18 protein-coding genes and 1 pseudogene are annotated in these 13874 nt (G+C 65.1%); 11 read left to right on the top strand and 8 right to left on the bottom strand.

The features are described 5' to 3' along the window. Positions 1-203: 203 nt before the first annotated feature. Positions 204-499, top strand: a pseudogene (locus M446_RS16055) (recombinase family protein); the annotation flags it as partial. A gap of 540 nt (positions 500-1039) precedes the next feature. Here the strand turns inward: M446_RS16055 and M446_RS16050 are convergent. The 3 genes from M446_RS16050 to M446_RS16040 form a co-directional block, all read right to left on the bottom strand. Further along, the gene (locus tag M446_RS16050) at positions 1040-2002 is read right to left on the bottom strand and encodes an IS481-like element ISMtsp15 family transposase (RefSeq protein ID WP_012333161.1); all 963 of its coding nucleotides are present in this window, start codon (positions 2000-2002) and stop codon (positions 1040-1042) included. 307 nt (positions 2003-2309) lie between these two features. Continuing rightward, complete coding sequence (locus M446_RS16045) at positions 2310-2561, bottom strand: hypothetical protein (protein ID WP_012333160.1); 252 nt, start codon at positions 2559-2561, stop codon at positions 2310-2312. A 128-nt stretch (positions 2562-2689) separates the two neighbouring features. Beyond that, complete coding sequence (locus tag M446_RS16040) at positions 2690-2998, bottom strand: HU family DNA-binding protein (RefSeq protein WP_012333159.1); 309 nt, start codon at positions 2996-2998, stop codon at positions 2690-2692. Between the two features lie 558 nt (positions 2999-3556). On the opposite strand from M446_RS16040, the gene M446_RS38580 reads away from it, so the two are divergent. Together M446_RS38580 and M446_RS16035 are read left to right on the top strand one after the other, a co-directional pair. Beyond that, complete coding sequence (locus M446_RS38580; protein WP_198293003.1) at positions 3557-3886, top strand: hypothetical protein; 330 nt, start codon at positions 3557-3559, stop codon at positions 3884-3886. A 79-nt stretch (positions 3887-3965) separates the two neighbouring features. Continuing rightward, positions 3966-4457, top strand: coding sequence for a DUF992 domain-containing protein (locus M446_RS16035; protein ID WP_012333158.1), 492 nt, complete (start codon positions 3966-3968; stop codon positions 4455-4457). Positions 4458-4527: 70 nt separating this feature from the next. On the opposite strand, the gene M446_RS16030 is transcribed toward M446_RS16035, so the two are convergent. The 4 genes from M446_RS16030 to M446_RS16015 form a co-directional block, all read right to left on the bottom strand. Then, positions 4528-4803: a hypothetical protein gene (locus M446_RS16030; protein ID WP_012333157.1), complete on the bottom strand. Its 276-nt coding sequence runs from the start codon at positions 4801-4803 to the stop codon at positions 4528-4530. Beyond that, positions 4803-5726: a site-specific integrase gene (locus M446_RS16025; RefSeq protein ID WP_012333156.1), complete on the bottom strand. Its 924-nt coding sequence runs from the start codon at positions 5724-5726 to the stop codon at positions 4803-4805. The genes M446_RS16030 and M446_RS16025 overlap by 1 nt, the downstream gene beginning before the upstream one ends. Before the next feature lie 14 nt (positions 5727-5740). Further along, the gene (locus M446_RS16020; protein WP_012333155.1) at positions 5741-5974 is read right to left on the bottom strand and encodes a hypothetical protein; all 234 of its coding nucleotides are present in this window, start codon (positions 5972-5974) and stop codon (positions 5741-5743) included. A gap of 112 nt (positions 5975-6086) precedes the next feature. Then, a complete protein-coding gene (locus M446_RS16015; protein WP_012333154.1) occupies positions 6087-6308 on the bottom strand; it encodes a hypothetical protein in 222 nt (73 codons plus the stop codon). A gap of 261 nt (positions 6309-6569) precedes the next feature. On the opposite strand from M446_RS16015, the gene M446_RS16010 reads away from it, so the two are divergent. The 7 genes from M446_RS16010 (at position 6570) to M446_RS35465 (ending at position 10089) form a co-directional block, all read left to right on the top strand. After that, positions 6570-7205 (top strand): ParA family protein, encoded by a 636-nt coding sequence (locus tag M446_RS16010; protein ID WP_012333153.1) that lies wholly within the window; start codon positions 6570-6572, stop codon positions 7203-7205. Positions 7206-7208: 3 nt separating this feature from the next. After that, entirely contained in the window at positions 7209-7484 is a 276-nt protein-coding gene (locus M446_RS16005; protein ID WP_012333152.1) for a ribbon-helix-helix domain-containing protein, read from the top strand. A 242-nt stretch (positions 7485-7726) separates the two neighbouring features. Next, complete coding sequence (locus tag M446_RS16000) at positions 7727-7963, top strand: hypothetical protein (protein WP_018260331.1); 237 nt, start codon at positions 7727-7729, stop codon at positions 7961-7963. Between the two features lie 44 nt (positions 7964-8007). Beyond that, entirely contained in the window at positions 8008-8322 is a 315-nt protein-coding gene (locus M446_RS15995) for an SH3 domain-containing protein (protein ID WP_012333150.1), read from the top strand. A gap of 97 nt (positions 8323-8419) precedes the next feature. Next, positions 8420-8770 (top strand): hypothetical protein, encoded by a 351-nt coding sequence (locus M446_RS15990; protein ID WP_150108676.1) that lies wholly within the window; start codon positions 8420-8422, stop codon positions 8768-8770. Then, positions 8767-9036 (top strand): hypothetical protein, encoded by a 270-nt coding sequence (locus tag M446_RS15985; protein WP_012333148.1) that lies wholly within the window; start codon positions 8767-8769, stop codon positions 9034-9036. Before M446_RS15990 ends, M446_RS15985 begins: the two co-directional genes overlap by 4 nt. A gap of 288 nt (positions 9037-9324) precedes the next feature. Beyond that, positions 9325-10089: a CDP-diacylglycerol diphosphatase gene (locus M446_RS35465; RefSeq protein WP_012333146.1), complete on the top strand. Its 765-nt coding sequence runs from the start codon at positions 9325-9327 to the stop codon at positions 10087-10089. A gap of 361 nt (positions 10090-10450) precedes the next feature. On the opposite strand, the gene M446_RS35460 is transcribed toward M446_RS35465, so the two are convergent. Then, a complete protein-coding gene (locus M446_RS35460; RefSeq protein ID WP_012333145.1) occupies positions 10451-11155 on the bottom strand; it encodes a LuxR C-terminal-related transcriptional regulator in 705 nt (234 codons plus the stop codon). A 536-nt stretch (positions 11156-11691) separates the two neighbouring features. Here M446_RS35460 and M446_RS15980 point away from each other — a divergent pair. Continuing rightward, positions 11692-12183 (top strand): MucR family transcriptional regulator, encoded by a 492-nt coding sequence (locus tag M446_RS15980; RefSeq protein WP_012333144.1) that lies wholly within the window; start codon positions 11692-11694, stop codon positions 12181-12183. The last annotated feature ends 1691 nt before the right edge of the window (positions 12184-13874 follow it).

Genomic DNA, 13874 nt, shown 5'->3' with positions numbered 1-13874 from the left:
GCAGTGTGTTGCGGGCGCGCCGCCTCCACTGTTAAGATCTAGCCAAGTATCAGAGCGCCGTACGGAGGGGCTGCGCTGTCCGTATGAGTAGTATACCCCTGCGGACGCTCGGGAGAGGGGTAAAAAATCGTGTCCGTACAGGTTGCTTTCCGTCTACGGACATCTGTCTATACGGGTTCCATCCTTAAGGATGGAATCCGGCCATGTCGCAGACGATCCTCTACACCCGGGTCAGCACCAACGAGCAGACCACCGCGCATCAGGAGAAGCAGGCTGCCGCGGCAGGCTTCCACATCAACGACGTCGTGACTGACGAGGGCGTGTCAGGTGTCAGCACCCGCCTTGCTGACAGACCCGGTGGGCGCCGGCTGTTCGACAATTCGACAAGCCGCGCCGTGGCGACACCCTGGTGGTCCGGTGGGTGGACCGCCTCGGCCGTTACTACGCCGACGTGTGCGAGACCATCCGCGAGTTCATGGGCCGCGGCGTCGCGGTGCGGGCCTGTCGCTTCAGCGTGAGGGCGAGGGCGTGGAGGATCATGGGCCGGCTCCGGAGAGGAGGCGGCAAGCTGGGCGGCTATGGCTAACGACCCGTGAACGGCAGCGCGTTCGTGTTTGCGACAAGCCGGGGGATCGCGAGGACTGCTGGCACCTGGAGGCGAGCTGCGTGGTCGAGGCGCAGGCGCGCGCCTGCTGTGAGAACCTGAACGTCCTGGAGGGGCGCGAGCGGGTTCAAGGTGTGAAGGCGAGGAGCCTGCGGCCCCCTTCTGGAAGGCCGGAAGCGCCCGGTGCCGCGCGCGAAGAGAGCCGCGGGCCGCGCTTCAGGTTGGGGAGGAATGCCGCGGCCCGCGGGTGACGCCTCCCAGTGATGCTGAGGAGCAAGGAGGCGGTCACACCAGAAGCGTGCCCCTGGATGAGCCGGCCGTCTGTCACGCACGCTAAACGGGACTGGACGCGAGTGCGGGCCGGGCCCCGAAGCCCTCATTCAAGCCCGGCCCGCGGCTCGCCGCGAAGGGGATCATGTGTAGGGTCTGGGGAGATCATTTCACCGCGGCCAAGGCCTGATCGATGCGGTAGTCCGGATGACGGATGCGCGCTTTAGCGGGGTCGAAGAGGGCTTCCACCTCTTCTCGGAGCGGCGTCTGGTCCGAGCGTTCAGCCACCCGGTCGATGGGAGATGCGCCATCAAGCGCCGAATGGGGGCGGCTCCAGTTCCAGTGATGCTGCCACTCGGCCACGCGGTCGGCGATGTCCGCGGATTTCGGATCCACAGTGGTCCAGAACTCCTCAAGAGCGGCGCGATGGCTGCGCTCGACCTTGCCATTCAGATGGGGCGATCGTGGCGGGATCGGGCGGAACTTGATGCCCCAGTCGATCAGCCGCTGCTGCACAGCCTCGGCAAAGAATTCGCGTCCGCGGTCGGTCTGGATCCGCTGAATGGCAAACGGCATCTCCTCGATCACGCGGTCGAGAAAATCGAGAGTGTTCGCGGCGGTCCGGCGTGGATAGATCCCCAACACGGCGTAGCGCGAGCAGTCATCTATGGCGGTGTACTGGTACACACCCGGGCAGATTTTGCAGGCGTCCATCTGCACCCGATCGCCCGGCACGGGTCGACTATAGCGGAGCTTCCCTCTGACGCGCCGCCGCGGTCGCTTGAGCACTTGCTCGCCGTGACGGACGAGCACGCGATGGATGGTGTCGAGCGACAGCGTCAGATCGTGCTGACGGACGAGCTCATTGCGGAGCTGCTTGATCCCGAGCTTGCGGTCGCGTCGGAGGCTGAGGATCAGCGTCTCGTGCTCTGCAAACACCTTCTGAGCTGCCAAGCGTCGCGGACGGCGGCTGTGTTCCACCAGCCCAGCTGGACCAGCGGCCTGATACCTCCGCCACCACTTGCGCAACGTCGGGCGTGAGATGCCGCAGCGGCGGCAAACGAGGCCGGCGTCGCCGGTCTGGGCATAGAGTTCAATCCATCCCAGACGCGCCTTCGTCAGATCCATGGCCGTGTCTCGCGTTGGCTGGGGATCTGATGGACAGCGCGTGCCGCGCTGCCCACAGCTCCACAGCAGAAGCAGCAATCGGAATGCCAGATCGGCCGGGAGCGCGGACGGCGAGATTGAAACGATGTCGCCGAACCTCACAGATCATGGCGCGGCAAGCGCAGCGAGCAAAGCATAGTCTAGGCCAGTGCGCACGAGGCCCCGCCGGAGGCCGATCAACTGGTCCTCGACTGGCGGCCGGCTTGAGGCCCGGGCGAGACCTTCGGAAGACTGTCCGGAGGCCCCGAAACCGTTTCCATACACGCACTTACGCCCCCGCACCGCCTCGCGCGCGAGGCCGGACGACGGTGTCCGGCGCGGGGCCGGGGGTCAGGGCGGCCCTCACGGCGGCCCGGAGGACGATCTCGCTGTTGTGCTGGAACGCTTTGAACTCGGCACGGCTCAGGTCGAGCCGACGGGCAAGCTCGCGGGCCAGCGCCCTCTCGCGCTCTGCCTGCTCACAGAGGCAGCGGGCCTCTTCGATCGCGCGGACTGCCCGGGCAAGCTGGTCGTCGAGCATGGGCACCTCTGCACGGCAACGCGCAGCGTTCACCCATGTTAACGAAAAGCCGCCCTGATATCATACGGACCGTACAGGGGCTTACGCGCCGCTGGACGTCCTCACACGCGTGAAGGCTGGCCCAACCCTCACTCCGCCGCGCGCAGCTTTTGACTGGGCGTGGGATTCAGCCGCCCATTCATCTCACGCGAGGCCCTGAACGCCACGTCGCGCTTGGCCGGGACCTCGACCGCTTCGCCCGTGCGAGGGTTGCGACTTCGCCGCGCCTCTCTCGCCGTCGTCTTCAACGCCCCGAAGCCGCGCAGCTCGATCTGGTCACCCTCCATCAGGGCCTCGGTGATCCGGTCCAGGATCGCGCGCACGACTGCGTCAGCTTGGCTATAGGGAAGATGCGGGTTCAATTCCGCGACGCGCTGGATGAGCTGCGCTCTGAGCATGCGGGTACGATGGGACCTTCGGACACCTTCAACATAGCATAGGTTAGGGCGCGTTCTCCACGGCTGTGGTCGAGTGACGCCGATCCTTATCGATCCCACTCTCTTTCTGCCCACCCGGCACCCCCATCGCCGTGGCGGGCTTCTTTCGTTTCTATACTGACGCTTATGCAAACGGCTGGCTTCTCCGACACGACGGCGCTCAGCCTGCACAATGTGCAGACGGCCCTGGCCTGAGGAACGTGCAGCGGGCAATCCGTTAGCGTAGGTTGAAACGTGGGCTTTCGTGGCTATAACCGCACCGCTTAAAGTGTCTGAAACCAGACGATCTGGCACAGCCCAGCACGATTATAGTTTCGTTGCCGAGGATATCGTGCTCTGGTGTGAGCGTCTTGAGCTGTACTTCAACCCGCCCGGTCCTGCCGCGGCGGGCTTTTCTTGCGGCGTTGCCGAAGCTACAACACAGCTTAGCTTGGGTCCTAAGTGCTGTTGCGGCGAGCTTTTCTTGGTATGAGCTTGGCGGTGTGAGACCCGTGCGGCGCTCTGTGTCGGAGGACCGCGATGGCCGAGAGCGATGCACGGATCGAAGCGTTGCAGCTGGCGAGGGCAGCGGGCAAGCCTTGGCAAATCATCGATTGCAGCTTCCGCCCTGCGGTGGTCCGCCTGACTCTCTTTCAATGGTCGGTCGCCCGGTCGTTATGCGAGACCATGAACACGAAGGCCGGCTTTGAGCGGTACGCGGTCCGGTACCAGGATGGGGTTGGCCTGAGTTCAGGCTCGCTCATCTCGCGCGGCTCGCGCTTTCCGGAGTGTTGTGTGCGGCTTCGCACCAAAAGCCTGCACGTAACAGATGAAGCAATACGCCCGAAACGAATGGACAGCATTGGTTAACACCAAGCTCGAGCATCAAACGCTCTGGCAATCTTCGAGAGCTGCCCACCAGGGGTTAGCAAGCCCAAGGTTTCGCTCCATGCGCTCCATTGCTATCGCTCTTGCTGCCGGTGCTCTCGCGGCCGGCGCTGCCTACGCCCACAGCTCCCTGTCGAGCGCAGCTCTTCAGCAAGCCGGCACCCTGACCTGCACCACCCAGCCGAACGTGACGCTTGTCTTCGGCCGGACGCCCGTGGCCGAGTGCACGTTCGTGGCGGACCGGGGCGGCTTCAAGCAGACCTACATGGCAATGTTTTCTCCCGTGCGTCGCAAAGGGGACCTCTCGACGGCCGAGACGATGACGTGGCGAGTGATGACGAAGGATGGTTACAGCCGCCCGAGCATGCTCACCGGTGCATTCGCTGCCCAGGCGGACCGGCCTGAGATCATCTCATCGGGGGAGAGCACCAGCCTGAAGAGAGGCCCCATCAGCCTGAAGCTTGTCAGTCATTCTGGCCAGCGGGTGATCAACTTCGCGCTCAACAACCCGCAGGTGGCCTTCGCAGCTTCGACCGAGAGCCTGACGCGCTGAGCTCTCGCGGGATGGAGGACGGCCGAGCAGGTGTTCAGGGCGTGGTACCCTGATGGATCCATGAGGCGCCTCAGCCCGCGATCCTCTCGTTCGCGAACCGGGCTCGCGCGGCGCCATCGGCTTGCAATCCGTGCTCGTTGCACGAGGCGGCGAACTCATCGGGCTCAATGAGGATGCGGACCATGGTCACGCCGCTGCGCGTCACCTCGCCCTCCACCTGCTCCGCCGAGATCCGCCAAGCTTCGTAGCTGGTGGGTAGCCGGTCTGCGTCCTGCATGAAGGCTCGCATCCGGGCGTAATCCTCGGGCCGGTACCAAGCCATGCCGACGCGGCGTGGACGCTTCATCACAGAAACTCCGCCCCCGAGTGCCCCTTGAAGGCATTGGCTCGCCGGATGGAGCCCACCACCGTCCGCGGGTCCCGATGGCCGCTCTGATCCATGATCCGGGCCATGCCGGCCCCCGTGGCGTACCGCTTCACGATCGCGGCCACTGACTGCGTCGTCAGCCGTTCCTCGCCCCGCACCCGGCCCGAGCGCGAGACTGGTCGAAACACCGGCCCGGAGGTGATGCCGGCCGCCCCCAGCCAGTCGCGGACGAGGGCGACCGGCCGCACGAACCGGCCGTGCGGGATCGCCTTCTCGAACCCCGCGCCCTCCTGGTCCGTCTTCGACCGCCGCACCAGCACCCGCAGGCCCTCCGGGTGCTCCTGCAGGTCCTCGGCGTCGAGGGCGACCAGCTCGGACCGCCGGAACGCGCCCGCGAAGCCGAGCGCGAGCAGCGCGCGATCGCGCTTCCCAGCGAGCGTCTGCGGCACGTGCACGAGCATGGCCGAGACCACGTCGACGGTGGCGGCGGCCTTGCGGGCCGGGGCCGTCCCTATCTTGCGCCGGATCCCCTTCACGGCCGCGCGCACGGCCTCGTCCTCGGTCGGGTCGGGCGCCTTGGCGAGCTTGTGTGCGTACGAGATTGCGGCGCAGCGCCGGCCGATCGTGGAGGCGGCCTTGCCGGCCTCGGCCTCGGCGACCAGGAAGGCCGCGACCGCCCCCGGGTTCGCCGGGAGGGCGCAGAGGCCGTAGCGGGTGCACCACGCCTCGAAGGCGGCGGCGTCGGCCCGGTAGGCGCGCACGGTCGCGTCCGCCTTGCTGGCGCGCTGGTAGACCTGGACCAGGGCCACGGACTCGGCCGGCAGGGCGCCCTCATCCGGGATGTGCGCTACCGTGGCGCGCTGCGGCGCCGGCAGGGCGAGGCGGTCGGGGATGGTCGGCATCGCGCGTCGGCCTCCTACAGCAGCCCGTCGGCGATCAGGGTGAGGGTGTCGAGGCGGCGCACCGATCCGGCGTCGTCCGCGATGACCGCGAGCGCCTTCGGGTCGGACGGGATCATCAGCCGGAGTTGCGCGCGCACGGCGCCCAGGAACCGGTCGCTGCCGCCCTCACCCGCGAGCACGAGGGCCTGCGCCCGAATGCCCGCGAGGTAGCACGCGACGCCCTCGGCGACGTCGGGGTGCGGGTCCATTTGGTTCTGCACGGCGAGTTGGACCGCCCGCTCCACGGAGTGGTGCACGGGGCCGAGAGGCGAGGCGAAAGGGTCGGGAGGTATCACGGCGGAGCCCCCTTGGAGCGCGAGGTCAGCGGCCGGTGCGGCCGGCCTGCTCGGCGAGGTCCCGGTCCCAGCCGAAGGGTGGGGTGACGCCGCGCAGCCGCATCTTGTCGCGCACGCAGGCGAGCACCTTCTGCCAGTGCTCGGCGGGCGCCATGGCCAGCGACCCGAAGCCGAGGTTGCGCGCGACCTCCTGGGCGGCGGCGAGCCACTCGCCGGAGTGGTAAGGGTCGGGGGTCGGATCGGCCATGCTGAAACCATCGAGAAGAACGGTTATCGAAAATTATGAGGACTCAGATGAGCCAGCAAGCGGTTCTGATAGCAAGACGTCTCGTTATCTACATGGCGAGATGGTGAGCCGTCCAGCCGGCTTGCCGCTCCTCCGTCTTGAACGCGAAGCCGCACGACGGCTAGGCTTCAAGCCGTCCTGGTGGCGAGCCGCAGAGACCGCGTGTTACCCAGCCGTCTCTCATGCTCGACGTCCTGACCTCGACACCGCGAGACGGCTTCCGTGCAAACCATCACGATAGCGGCCCGCAAGGGCGGTGTCGGCAAGGCGACCCTGGCGACGCACCTCAGCGTGATCGCGGCCGAGGGCGAGAAGCCGGTGCTGCTGTTCGACGCCGACCCCCAGCAATCCCTGGCTTGGTGGTGGCAGCTCCGGCCGGGCGACACACCCGCCCTCGTGGAGTGCGACGCGCGGGAGTTGCCGCGGATCCTGCCGGCCGCCCGGGACGAGGGCGTGGCGTTCGCGATAGTCGACACGCCGCCCCACGCGGAGAATTCAATCGCCGACGCGATGCGCGTCGCTGACCTCGTGCTGGTCCCAACCCGACCAGGGCGGTTCGACCTCGCGGCCGTGGCGACCACCTTGGAATTCGCACAACGGGTCGGGAAGCAGCCGCTCGCCGTCATCAATCACGCGCCACCGCGCACCGGGGCGGCCGAACCTGCGATCGTGGCGGAGGCGCGGGAGACGCTGACCAAGATGGGGGCGACCGTCGCCGAGGCCGTGGTCTCCCAGCGGGTCGCGATGAGCCGCGCCGTGATCGGCGGGCAGACCGTGAACGAGTACGAGCCGGAGGGCAGGGCCGCGGCCGAGATGCTTGCCCTCTGGCGCGAAGTGAAGAGCCGGTTGGAGGGGTAGGACATGGCGAACGAACGACCGAAGCTCACCAGCCTGTCGGACCGGCTGTCCCGCAAGGTCGGTCCTGCGGAGGCGCCCGCACCGGCAGAGGAGACCAAGGCCGAGACCGGGGGAGCCCCGATGGGCAGGAAGGTGTCAGATGGACGGGTGCAGATCATCGTCCGCATGACCACGGCCGAGCGGAAAGCGCTCCGGCAGATCGCCCTTGACCAGGATACGACCGCCCAGGCGCTCGCGGAGGAGGCGATCCGTGACGTTCTGCGCCGTCACGGACACTGATAAGCGGACGGGGAGACGGCTTGATGGCAGGCCGCCTTTCCGTCTCGGTGCCTTGGTGTCAAACTAGCTTGAGGGCTGGAAATCTCGCTCTGACGCCGTCTCAATGATAAGCCGCCAAGCTTTCAGGACTGCTCGCTAGGCTGGAGTACGGCGCTTGCGATTTCGCCTTTGAAAGGATGGTGCTCGCGACGAGCATTCATAGTGGAGCTCTGACCCAGGGAGCAAAGCGAGGAGAGCGCACCATGCGCCAGCTCGGCGCCATCATTCTCCACGTGGAGCCGTCCACATCCTCGGCGCCGGCTCGCCTGTCCGTTGCCGTCGCGGACACATCGGAACCGGACGGAAAGGTCGTCTACCTAACCGCGAAATGCGTGACGCTCGACGAACTGGAGGGGCAGATCAACGGGCTGCAGGATGAGCTGGCCGTGTTGCGGGCTGAGGCTCGGCGCATCTTCTCGGAGCAGAGCGGCCACGCATGAGGGACGCTGCTGAACAGTGACACGGTGATTGGAGGGCGGAACGAATGAAAGCCTCTTTGAAGGCGCTGGTCGCAGTAAGCGCCCTCATTGCGCCTGAGATGGCACACGCTCAGCAGACCCTGCGTGTGATAGACACCGCACCCAACGACGTCCTGAACGTGCGCGAGTACCCGACGGCAGAAGCCAGGATCGTTGGCGTGATACCGCCCAACGGCCGCGGCATCGTCCCCACGGGCGAGGTGAACGGGAACTGGATCTTCGTGCGCTACAGGAAGGTCGAAGGTTGGGTGTCGCGCCGCTTCGTCTACCCTGAAGCCCCACCAGTCCGGCGCGGCCGAGCGTTAGACGAGGATGAGTAACCATCCGGCCTGTAGTTCATCTCCGAGAATGGCGGCGGCGCCGGGATCCGGTTCCGCAATCGTGAGGATGACACTCGCAACGAGCACTGAGGCGCTGATGAGCGGCCGCCGCGATAAGACTCAGGGCACCCCAGGCGAGCCGATGGAGCCCGAAACTCTTGAAGAATTCGTCCTCTTAGGGCGTGGGCTCGCGGCACAGGTGGCGGAGGATACCTTTCACAGGATCACGGCTGCCCCTGATTGGTCGATCGCCGGTGTCGAGGCGAAAGCCGATGCTGCGCTGAGCCGGATAGATCTTTCCGCGCGGGATATGATCAGGGCACGAGGTGCTGACCCCGACGGTGAGCACTGGAGCGAACTCTGGAGCGCGATGGAGCGCGGGTATCGAGAAAAGATGATCGAGCTGACGCGAGCCGCAGGACCGAGAAGCGGAGGCAGCCTGCAATGACGGACGGACAGCCCCCGCCAGAGCGCCTCGCCGAGGTCTCCCGGCTCGCGAACCAGCTCGCCGAGCGCGTGCTGAGCGACCACATGGCCGAACGGCCCATTCCGGATGGGCACATTCACGCTTTGGCCAAAGCCAGCCAGCTCCTGGCTGAGTACGGCCAAGAGGTGCCTTCGCTGCTGGCTCCCATCATGGATCAGATCCGAGCCAGAACGGCCGGCGAGGGTGAAGCGCGCGAGCGTGCAGACGGCACTCAGGACGAGCAATGAACGGAGACTGCACCATGCGCCAGCTCGGGACTGTCACTCTCTACGTTGAGCCTGCCACGACGACGATGCCAGCTCGTGTGTCCGTTGCCGTCGCCGGCACTTCAGGACCGAACGAAGAGGTTGTCTGCCTGACCGCAGAGTGCGTAACGCTCGACTAGCTGGAGGGGCAGATCAACGGGCTGCAGGATGAGCTGGACGTGTTGCGGGCTGAGGCCCGGCGCATCTTCTCGGAGCAGAGCGGCCACGCATGAACCACGCTGACCGTCTTAGATCCGAGAGCCGCCCCAAGTGAAACCTGCACATTCGCTTCAGGCCGCCCTGCTCGCGGTCGCGCTGATAACGGCGGGAGTAGGCGCGGCGGCCGGTGCTCCGCGTGACGTTCTCTGGGTTGCCCTGCAGGGCTGCATCCTTGCCAAGAAGACCACGGGCGGAGCGTTCCCCTGCCTCTCTGTCGATCTCGGCGATGGAGCCCGGCCCGGGACGGCGGTTCTGCGTGCGCCCGGCCAGCGCACTCACCTCGTCGTTATGCCGACTGCGAGTGTCGTTGGCCTCGAGGCACCTGAGCTGCAAACCTCTACGGGCAACGCCTACTGGCGAGCTGCGCTGACGGCTCGCAGTACCGTGACTGAGGTCCTCAAGGGTGAGCTGCCGATCGACGACGTTGGTCTGGCCGTGAACTCGACAAGCGGACGCAGTCAGGATCAGCTCCACATCCACGTGGATTGCCTCAAGCCGAGCATACAGGTAGCGCTTCAACGGTATGCTCAGGGCATTCGAAGAGCCTGGACGCGCCTTCCGATGATAGTTCAAGGAAGCCCTTTGTATGCCATGAGGGTTGAGGCCCCGGATGTGCAAATCTTCAACCCTTTTGCAGAGCTTACAAAGCTGCCAGGGAGTTCAGGTTCTCTCAGTGATGTGACCTTCGCTGCTGTGAGTGCAACGAATGGCGTACGAGGTGATTTATACCTCCTAGCTTACCGCCAGAAATATAGCGCCGCGGAAAAGGTACTAGATCACAGCTGTTCATTGACGAAGAGAACGGCAATGCAATGAGACCGAAATCACATTGTCGAAGGCGAGGCAGGTACTGGCTGAGTACAGGCAGGAGGTGCCGCCGCTCCTCGCTTCCATGATGGATCAGACACGCCCTAGCACTGCGGGCACATCGCGCGGCGGGCGGGATGCGACAGGGCCGTCAGGAACGGCTGGAGCCAGCGGGACAGGTCTCCATGCCAGTCGCCTGCTGCCATCGCGACCATCCGCGCTGGACCATCCTACCAGGCAAACCCTCCGCTCCGGCCGCTCGTTCCTTCAACCTGCCAAAGTAGTGCTAGAGCGACCGTCCAGGCTGACGGTGAGCTAAAAGGCGGCGAAGGCGGGGCTTCAGCGGTTCTCGCCTCTCAGGAACCAACGCTCACCCAAATATGTGAGACCATGGCCTTGCGCGTACATTCTGCACTTTATCAAGAGCGATGCGACCGCCGGCTGTTTTCATCGCCTGCGGCGCCGAGCCGAGCAGCTTTACGGCCACGGTTGCCGCTTCAGTTCGGTTGCGCGCCCCGAGTGCCCGCAGGAGTGCAGTCGTATGAATTTTCGCCGTCCCTTCGGCAATCTGGAGAATTCTAGAAATTTCCTTGTTTGACATTCCTTGAGCTAGCAAATACAAGATCTCACGTTGACGAGCTGTGATCTTTAGGCGCTCCATTGGTGAGATTTCAAGAGCTAAAATTTCATTATTGCCGCCGTCATCATCAGCAACCCACCGAGGGACATAAATACGACCTGAAAGCAGGTCCTTAATGGCTGCGAATAAATCTGCTTCGGGATCCATCTTGCAAATGAAGCCGTGAAATCCTGTTGAGATAGCCTCAATCACATCGGAACGGGCGCGTGACTGCGACATCAAAGCGAAGCGGGTATTGGGACTTGCTGTTCGCACCTCCTTCATGAACAGGGCGCATTCGCGATCGAATATTCCGGCGTCTAATAGAACAAGATCAAATCCCGCTCGATCGTCAACATTCTTGATCGACGGAACATCAAATATGGTGGCCGCCTCAATCTTGATTGGAATAAGGGTGCGAAGTCCGGACCTATAAACGCTGTGCTCGTCGATCATCAATATCTTTGGCACGGCTTGTTTTCCTTAACTTTGATGCCAAGCCGAGGCGCAGCGGTTGGATGGGCAGGAGTGTGCTTCCGGCCAATCACACGTGCGATCGCGCAACGGGCCATCAACTTCCAACAATCTTGACCGTTCCTAGGCCTACGTAGTCTCTGCCGAACGTGAACCGCCCCGCAGTCGCCACGGCCTGTCATCCCGACTGAGCGCCTCTCGGCCGACCTGCCGTTTCCTGAGATCGCCGTGCATCCCCGCCGCGCCGCCCGCGGCCTGAGGAGCATTGGCATCGTGCGGCCCCTCCCTCGTGGTTGGGCGGAAGGTGCCGCCGACGCCTCTCCGCCCGGCTTGCGACCGTGCTCCCGAGGAGGAAACAGGGCCTCAAGCTCTGCCCCTTTCTGCCGCCCCACATCAGCACTGTACTTAGTGGGCACGGCGCCGATGCAGGCGAGAATTTTGCGCTGACCTGTCAGGCAAGTTGACAGGCAGACGATTAAGTATCACTCTGTCCGAGTTTTCTCGCATAGGAACACTTGATGAGTGAAGAAGCCGCCCCTGGCCATATCGAGCTGGTCAGCGACATCGTCTCGTCCTTCGTGTCGCACAACAACGTCCGACCTGCTGACCTGCCGGACCTGATCAAGAGCATCCATGGGACACTGAGCAGCTTTGGGAAGCCGGCGGAGCCGGAGCCGGTGAAGCTCACGCCATTGATGCCAATCAAGAAGACCATCACCCCGGACGCGATCATCAGCTTGGAGGACGGGCGGCCTTACAAGTCGCTCAAGCGGCACCTGACGGGGCGGGGACTCACGCCTCAGCAGTACCGGGAGAAGTGGGGCCTGCCGCCGAACTACCCGATGGTGGCGGCGAGCTACGCGGCCTCACGTTCCGAGTTGGCCAAGCAGATCGGCCTTGGGCAGAGCCGCAAGCCCGCGGCCGAGAAGCGGGCGGCCTCCGATGCCAAGGTGAGCGCCCGCGCCGAGCCGAAGAAGGGGCGTGGGCGGCCGAGGAAGGCTGATAGCTGAGGGAGCGAGGCGGCCGGACAACGTCCCGGATCGACAGCGACATCGAGAGGGCCTCGCTCTGCAGCGGAGCCCCTCGTGTCAGAGCATCGCGAACAGGTCGAGCTGCGCCGTGCCCTGGGACCGCCGCGACCGCGCACGCCTCTTCGGCAGAACGTATCCCGGGAGCGCCTGGCCCGGCCGACCATGCAGCACGGCGCCGACCACGTGGGGGCCGTCGCTTTGGCGCAGCACATACAGGACGTGCGGACCTGCCCGCAGAACCTCCTGCTGCAGCCGCTCGCCAGTAGGCAGGCGCGCCAGGGCCACCAGCAGGCAGGGTAGGCCGAGCGAGGCGATCTGGAGGGCAGGGAACTCGATCGCGCGCGTGCTCCAGAGCTGGTGCGCAGCGCCGGCCGTCGTGGTGGCGAAGGGATTGCTGCCGAAGCCGGTGGCCTCGTCGAGGATAAAGGCCGCGAGCTGGTCGCGGTCGGCGATGTGGTGCGCGGACAGCAGCGCTGTGGCGAGCTCTATCTGTCTGGCTCGACGCGCCCACCTTCAACTCATTTAAGGCGATGGTCGCACTCAAAGGCACGACGGTGCAGGAATACGTCGAGACCATGATCGGCCGGGAGTTCGAGAAGCACAATTGGCCGAACCCCACGAAGTAAATTTGTGGACCGGTCCCCCGGTCCGCTCAACGGTGAGGTGGGCTCCGCTGGAGAGTGGACTTTGCAACGAAGTGGATCAGTATGCGTGCCCTGATCTCCATCCTAGTGCACAGACACTGACGAACGCACCACGCGCTCATTTGCTAAACGTCTGCAAACGCCCGAGAAATCGCGCTGAGCTTTGTACGTTTTGAAGGCGTCAGTGCACTAGCCGGTGTCATCATCACTCCGGCGGTCGGGGCTGAACTCCACGTCGGCGTTTGGGCGTCGAGTCCGAAGACGTGCAAGGCCGACCCCAGGAAAACTGAGGACGCGGCCTTCGTCATCGCTCGTGATGCGAGCTTTGGGAGCTCGTGGCAGTGCGAAATTCGGCGCACCGCCCGAACGGGGGAGGGGGCAGTTCGCGCGACCCTGGCGTGCGCGAACGAGGGGAGGGAGGCAACGCGGCGGGTCGTCTGGCGTGTCCTCGGCACTCATCTGCACCAGTTGGAGCGCGGCAAGGCCAAAATTTCCATCAGGTGCGGGCCTTATGACTACCGCGGAAATCCGCGTGGCTGACGACCATTGTCGGAGCTCGCCAAGGTACCCGTCCGAGGACGAGGCGGTGCGTGCGGCCGTGAAGGGGATCCGGTGCAGGATCGGCACCGCCCCGACCCGAAAGGCGGTGGCCACGGTGGACGTGGTCTCGGCCATGCTCGTGCACGTGCCGCAGACGCTCACCGGCAAGCGCGATCGCGCGCTGCTGGCGCTCGGCTTCGCGGGCGCGTTCCGGCGGTCCGAGCTGGTCGCCCTCGACGTCGAGGATTTGCAGGAGCACCCGGAGGGCCTGCGGGTGCTGGTGCGGCGAAGACGGACCAGGAGGGCGCGGGGTTCGAGAAGGCGATCCCGCACGGCCGGTTCGTGCGGTCGGTCGCCCTCGTCCGCGAGTGGCTGGAGGCGGCCCGTATCACCTCCGGGCCGGTGTTCCGGCCGGTGTCGCGCTCGGGCCGGGTGCGGGGTGAAGAGCGCCTGACCACGCAGTCGGTAGTGGCAATCCTCCGGCAG

The organism is Methylobacterium sp. 4-46, from assembly GCF_000019365.1.
GTDB lineage: Bacteria > Pseudomonadota > Alphaproteobacteria > Rhizobiales > Beijerinckiaceae > Methylobacterium.
The sequence above is the reverse complement of the archived record's forward strand: the minus strand, read 5'-3'. Positions and strand labels throughout refer to the sequence as shown.

Excerpts from the sequence above, each read along its gene's own strand:
- M446_RS16050 (WP_012333161.1), bottom strand. The coding sequence starts at position 2,002 with ATGGATCTGACGAAGGCGCGTCTGGGATGGATTGAACTCTATGCCCAG.
- M446_RS16045 (WP_012333160.1), bottom strand. The coding sequence starts at position 2,561 with ATGCTCGACGACCAGCTTGCCCGGGCAGTCCGCGCGATCGAAGAGGCC.
- M446_RS16040 (WP_012333159.1), bottom strand. The coding sequence starts at position 2,998 with ATGCTCAGAGCGCAGCTCATCCAGCGCGTCGCGGAATTGAACCCGCAT.
- M446_RS38580 (WP_198293003.1), top strand. The coding sequence starts at position 3,557 with ATGGCCGAGAGCGATGCACGGATCGAAGCGTTGCAGCTGGCGAGGGCA.
- M446_RS16035 (WP_012333158.1), top strand. The coding sequence starts at position 3,966 with ATGCGCTCCATTGCTATCGCTCTTGCTGCCGGTGCTCTCGCGGCCGGC.
- M446_RS16030 (WP_012333157.1), bottom strand. The coding sequence starts at position 4,803 with ATGAAGCGTCCACGCCGCGTCGGCATGGCTTGGTACCGGCCCGAGGAT.
- M446_RS16025 (WP_012333156.1), bottom strand. The coding sequence starts at position 5,726 with ATGCCGACCATCCCCGACCGCCTCGCCCTGCCGGCGCCGCAGCGCGCC.
- M446_RS16020 (WP_012333155.1), bottom strand. The coding sequence starts at position 5,974 with ATGGACCCGCACCCCGACGTCGCCGAGGGCGTCGCGTGCTACCTCGCG.
- M446_RS16015 (WP_012333154.1), bottom strand. The coding sequence starts at position 6,308 with ATGGCCGATCCGACCCCCGACCCTTACCACTCCGGCGAGTGGCTCGCC.
- M446_RS16005 (WP_012333152.1), top strand. The coding sequence starts at position 7,209 with ATGGCGAACGAACGACCGAAGCTCACCAGCCTGTCGGACCGGCTGTCC.
- M446_RS16000 (WP_018260331.1), top strand. The coding sequence starts at position 7,727 with ATGCGCCAGCTCGGCGCCATCATTCTCCACGTGGAGCCGTCCACATCC.
- M446_RS15995 (WP_012333150.1), top strand. The coding sequence starts at position 8,008 with ATGAAAGCCTCTTTGAAGGCGCTGGTCGCAGTAAGCGCCCTCATTGCG.
- M446_RS15990 (WP_150108676.1), top strand. The coding sequence starts at position 8,420 with ATGAGCGGCCGCCGCGATAAGACTCAGGGCACCCCAGGCGAGCCGATG.
- M446_RS15985 (WP_012333148.1), top strand. The coding sequence starts at position 8,767 with ATGACGGACGGACAGCCCCCGCCAGAGCGCCTCGCCGAGGTCTCCCGG.
- M446_RS35460 (WP_012333145.1), bottom strand. The coding sequence starts at position 11,155 with ATGATCGACGAGCACAGCGTTTATAGGTCCGGACTTCGCACCCTTATT.
- M446_RS15980 (WP_012333144.1), top strand. The coding sequence starts at position 11,692 with ATGAGTGAAGAAGCCGCCCCTGGCCATATCGAGCTGGTCAGCGACATC.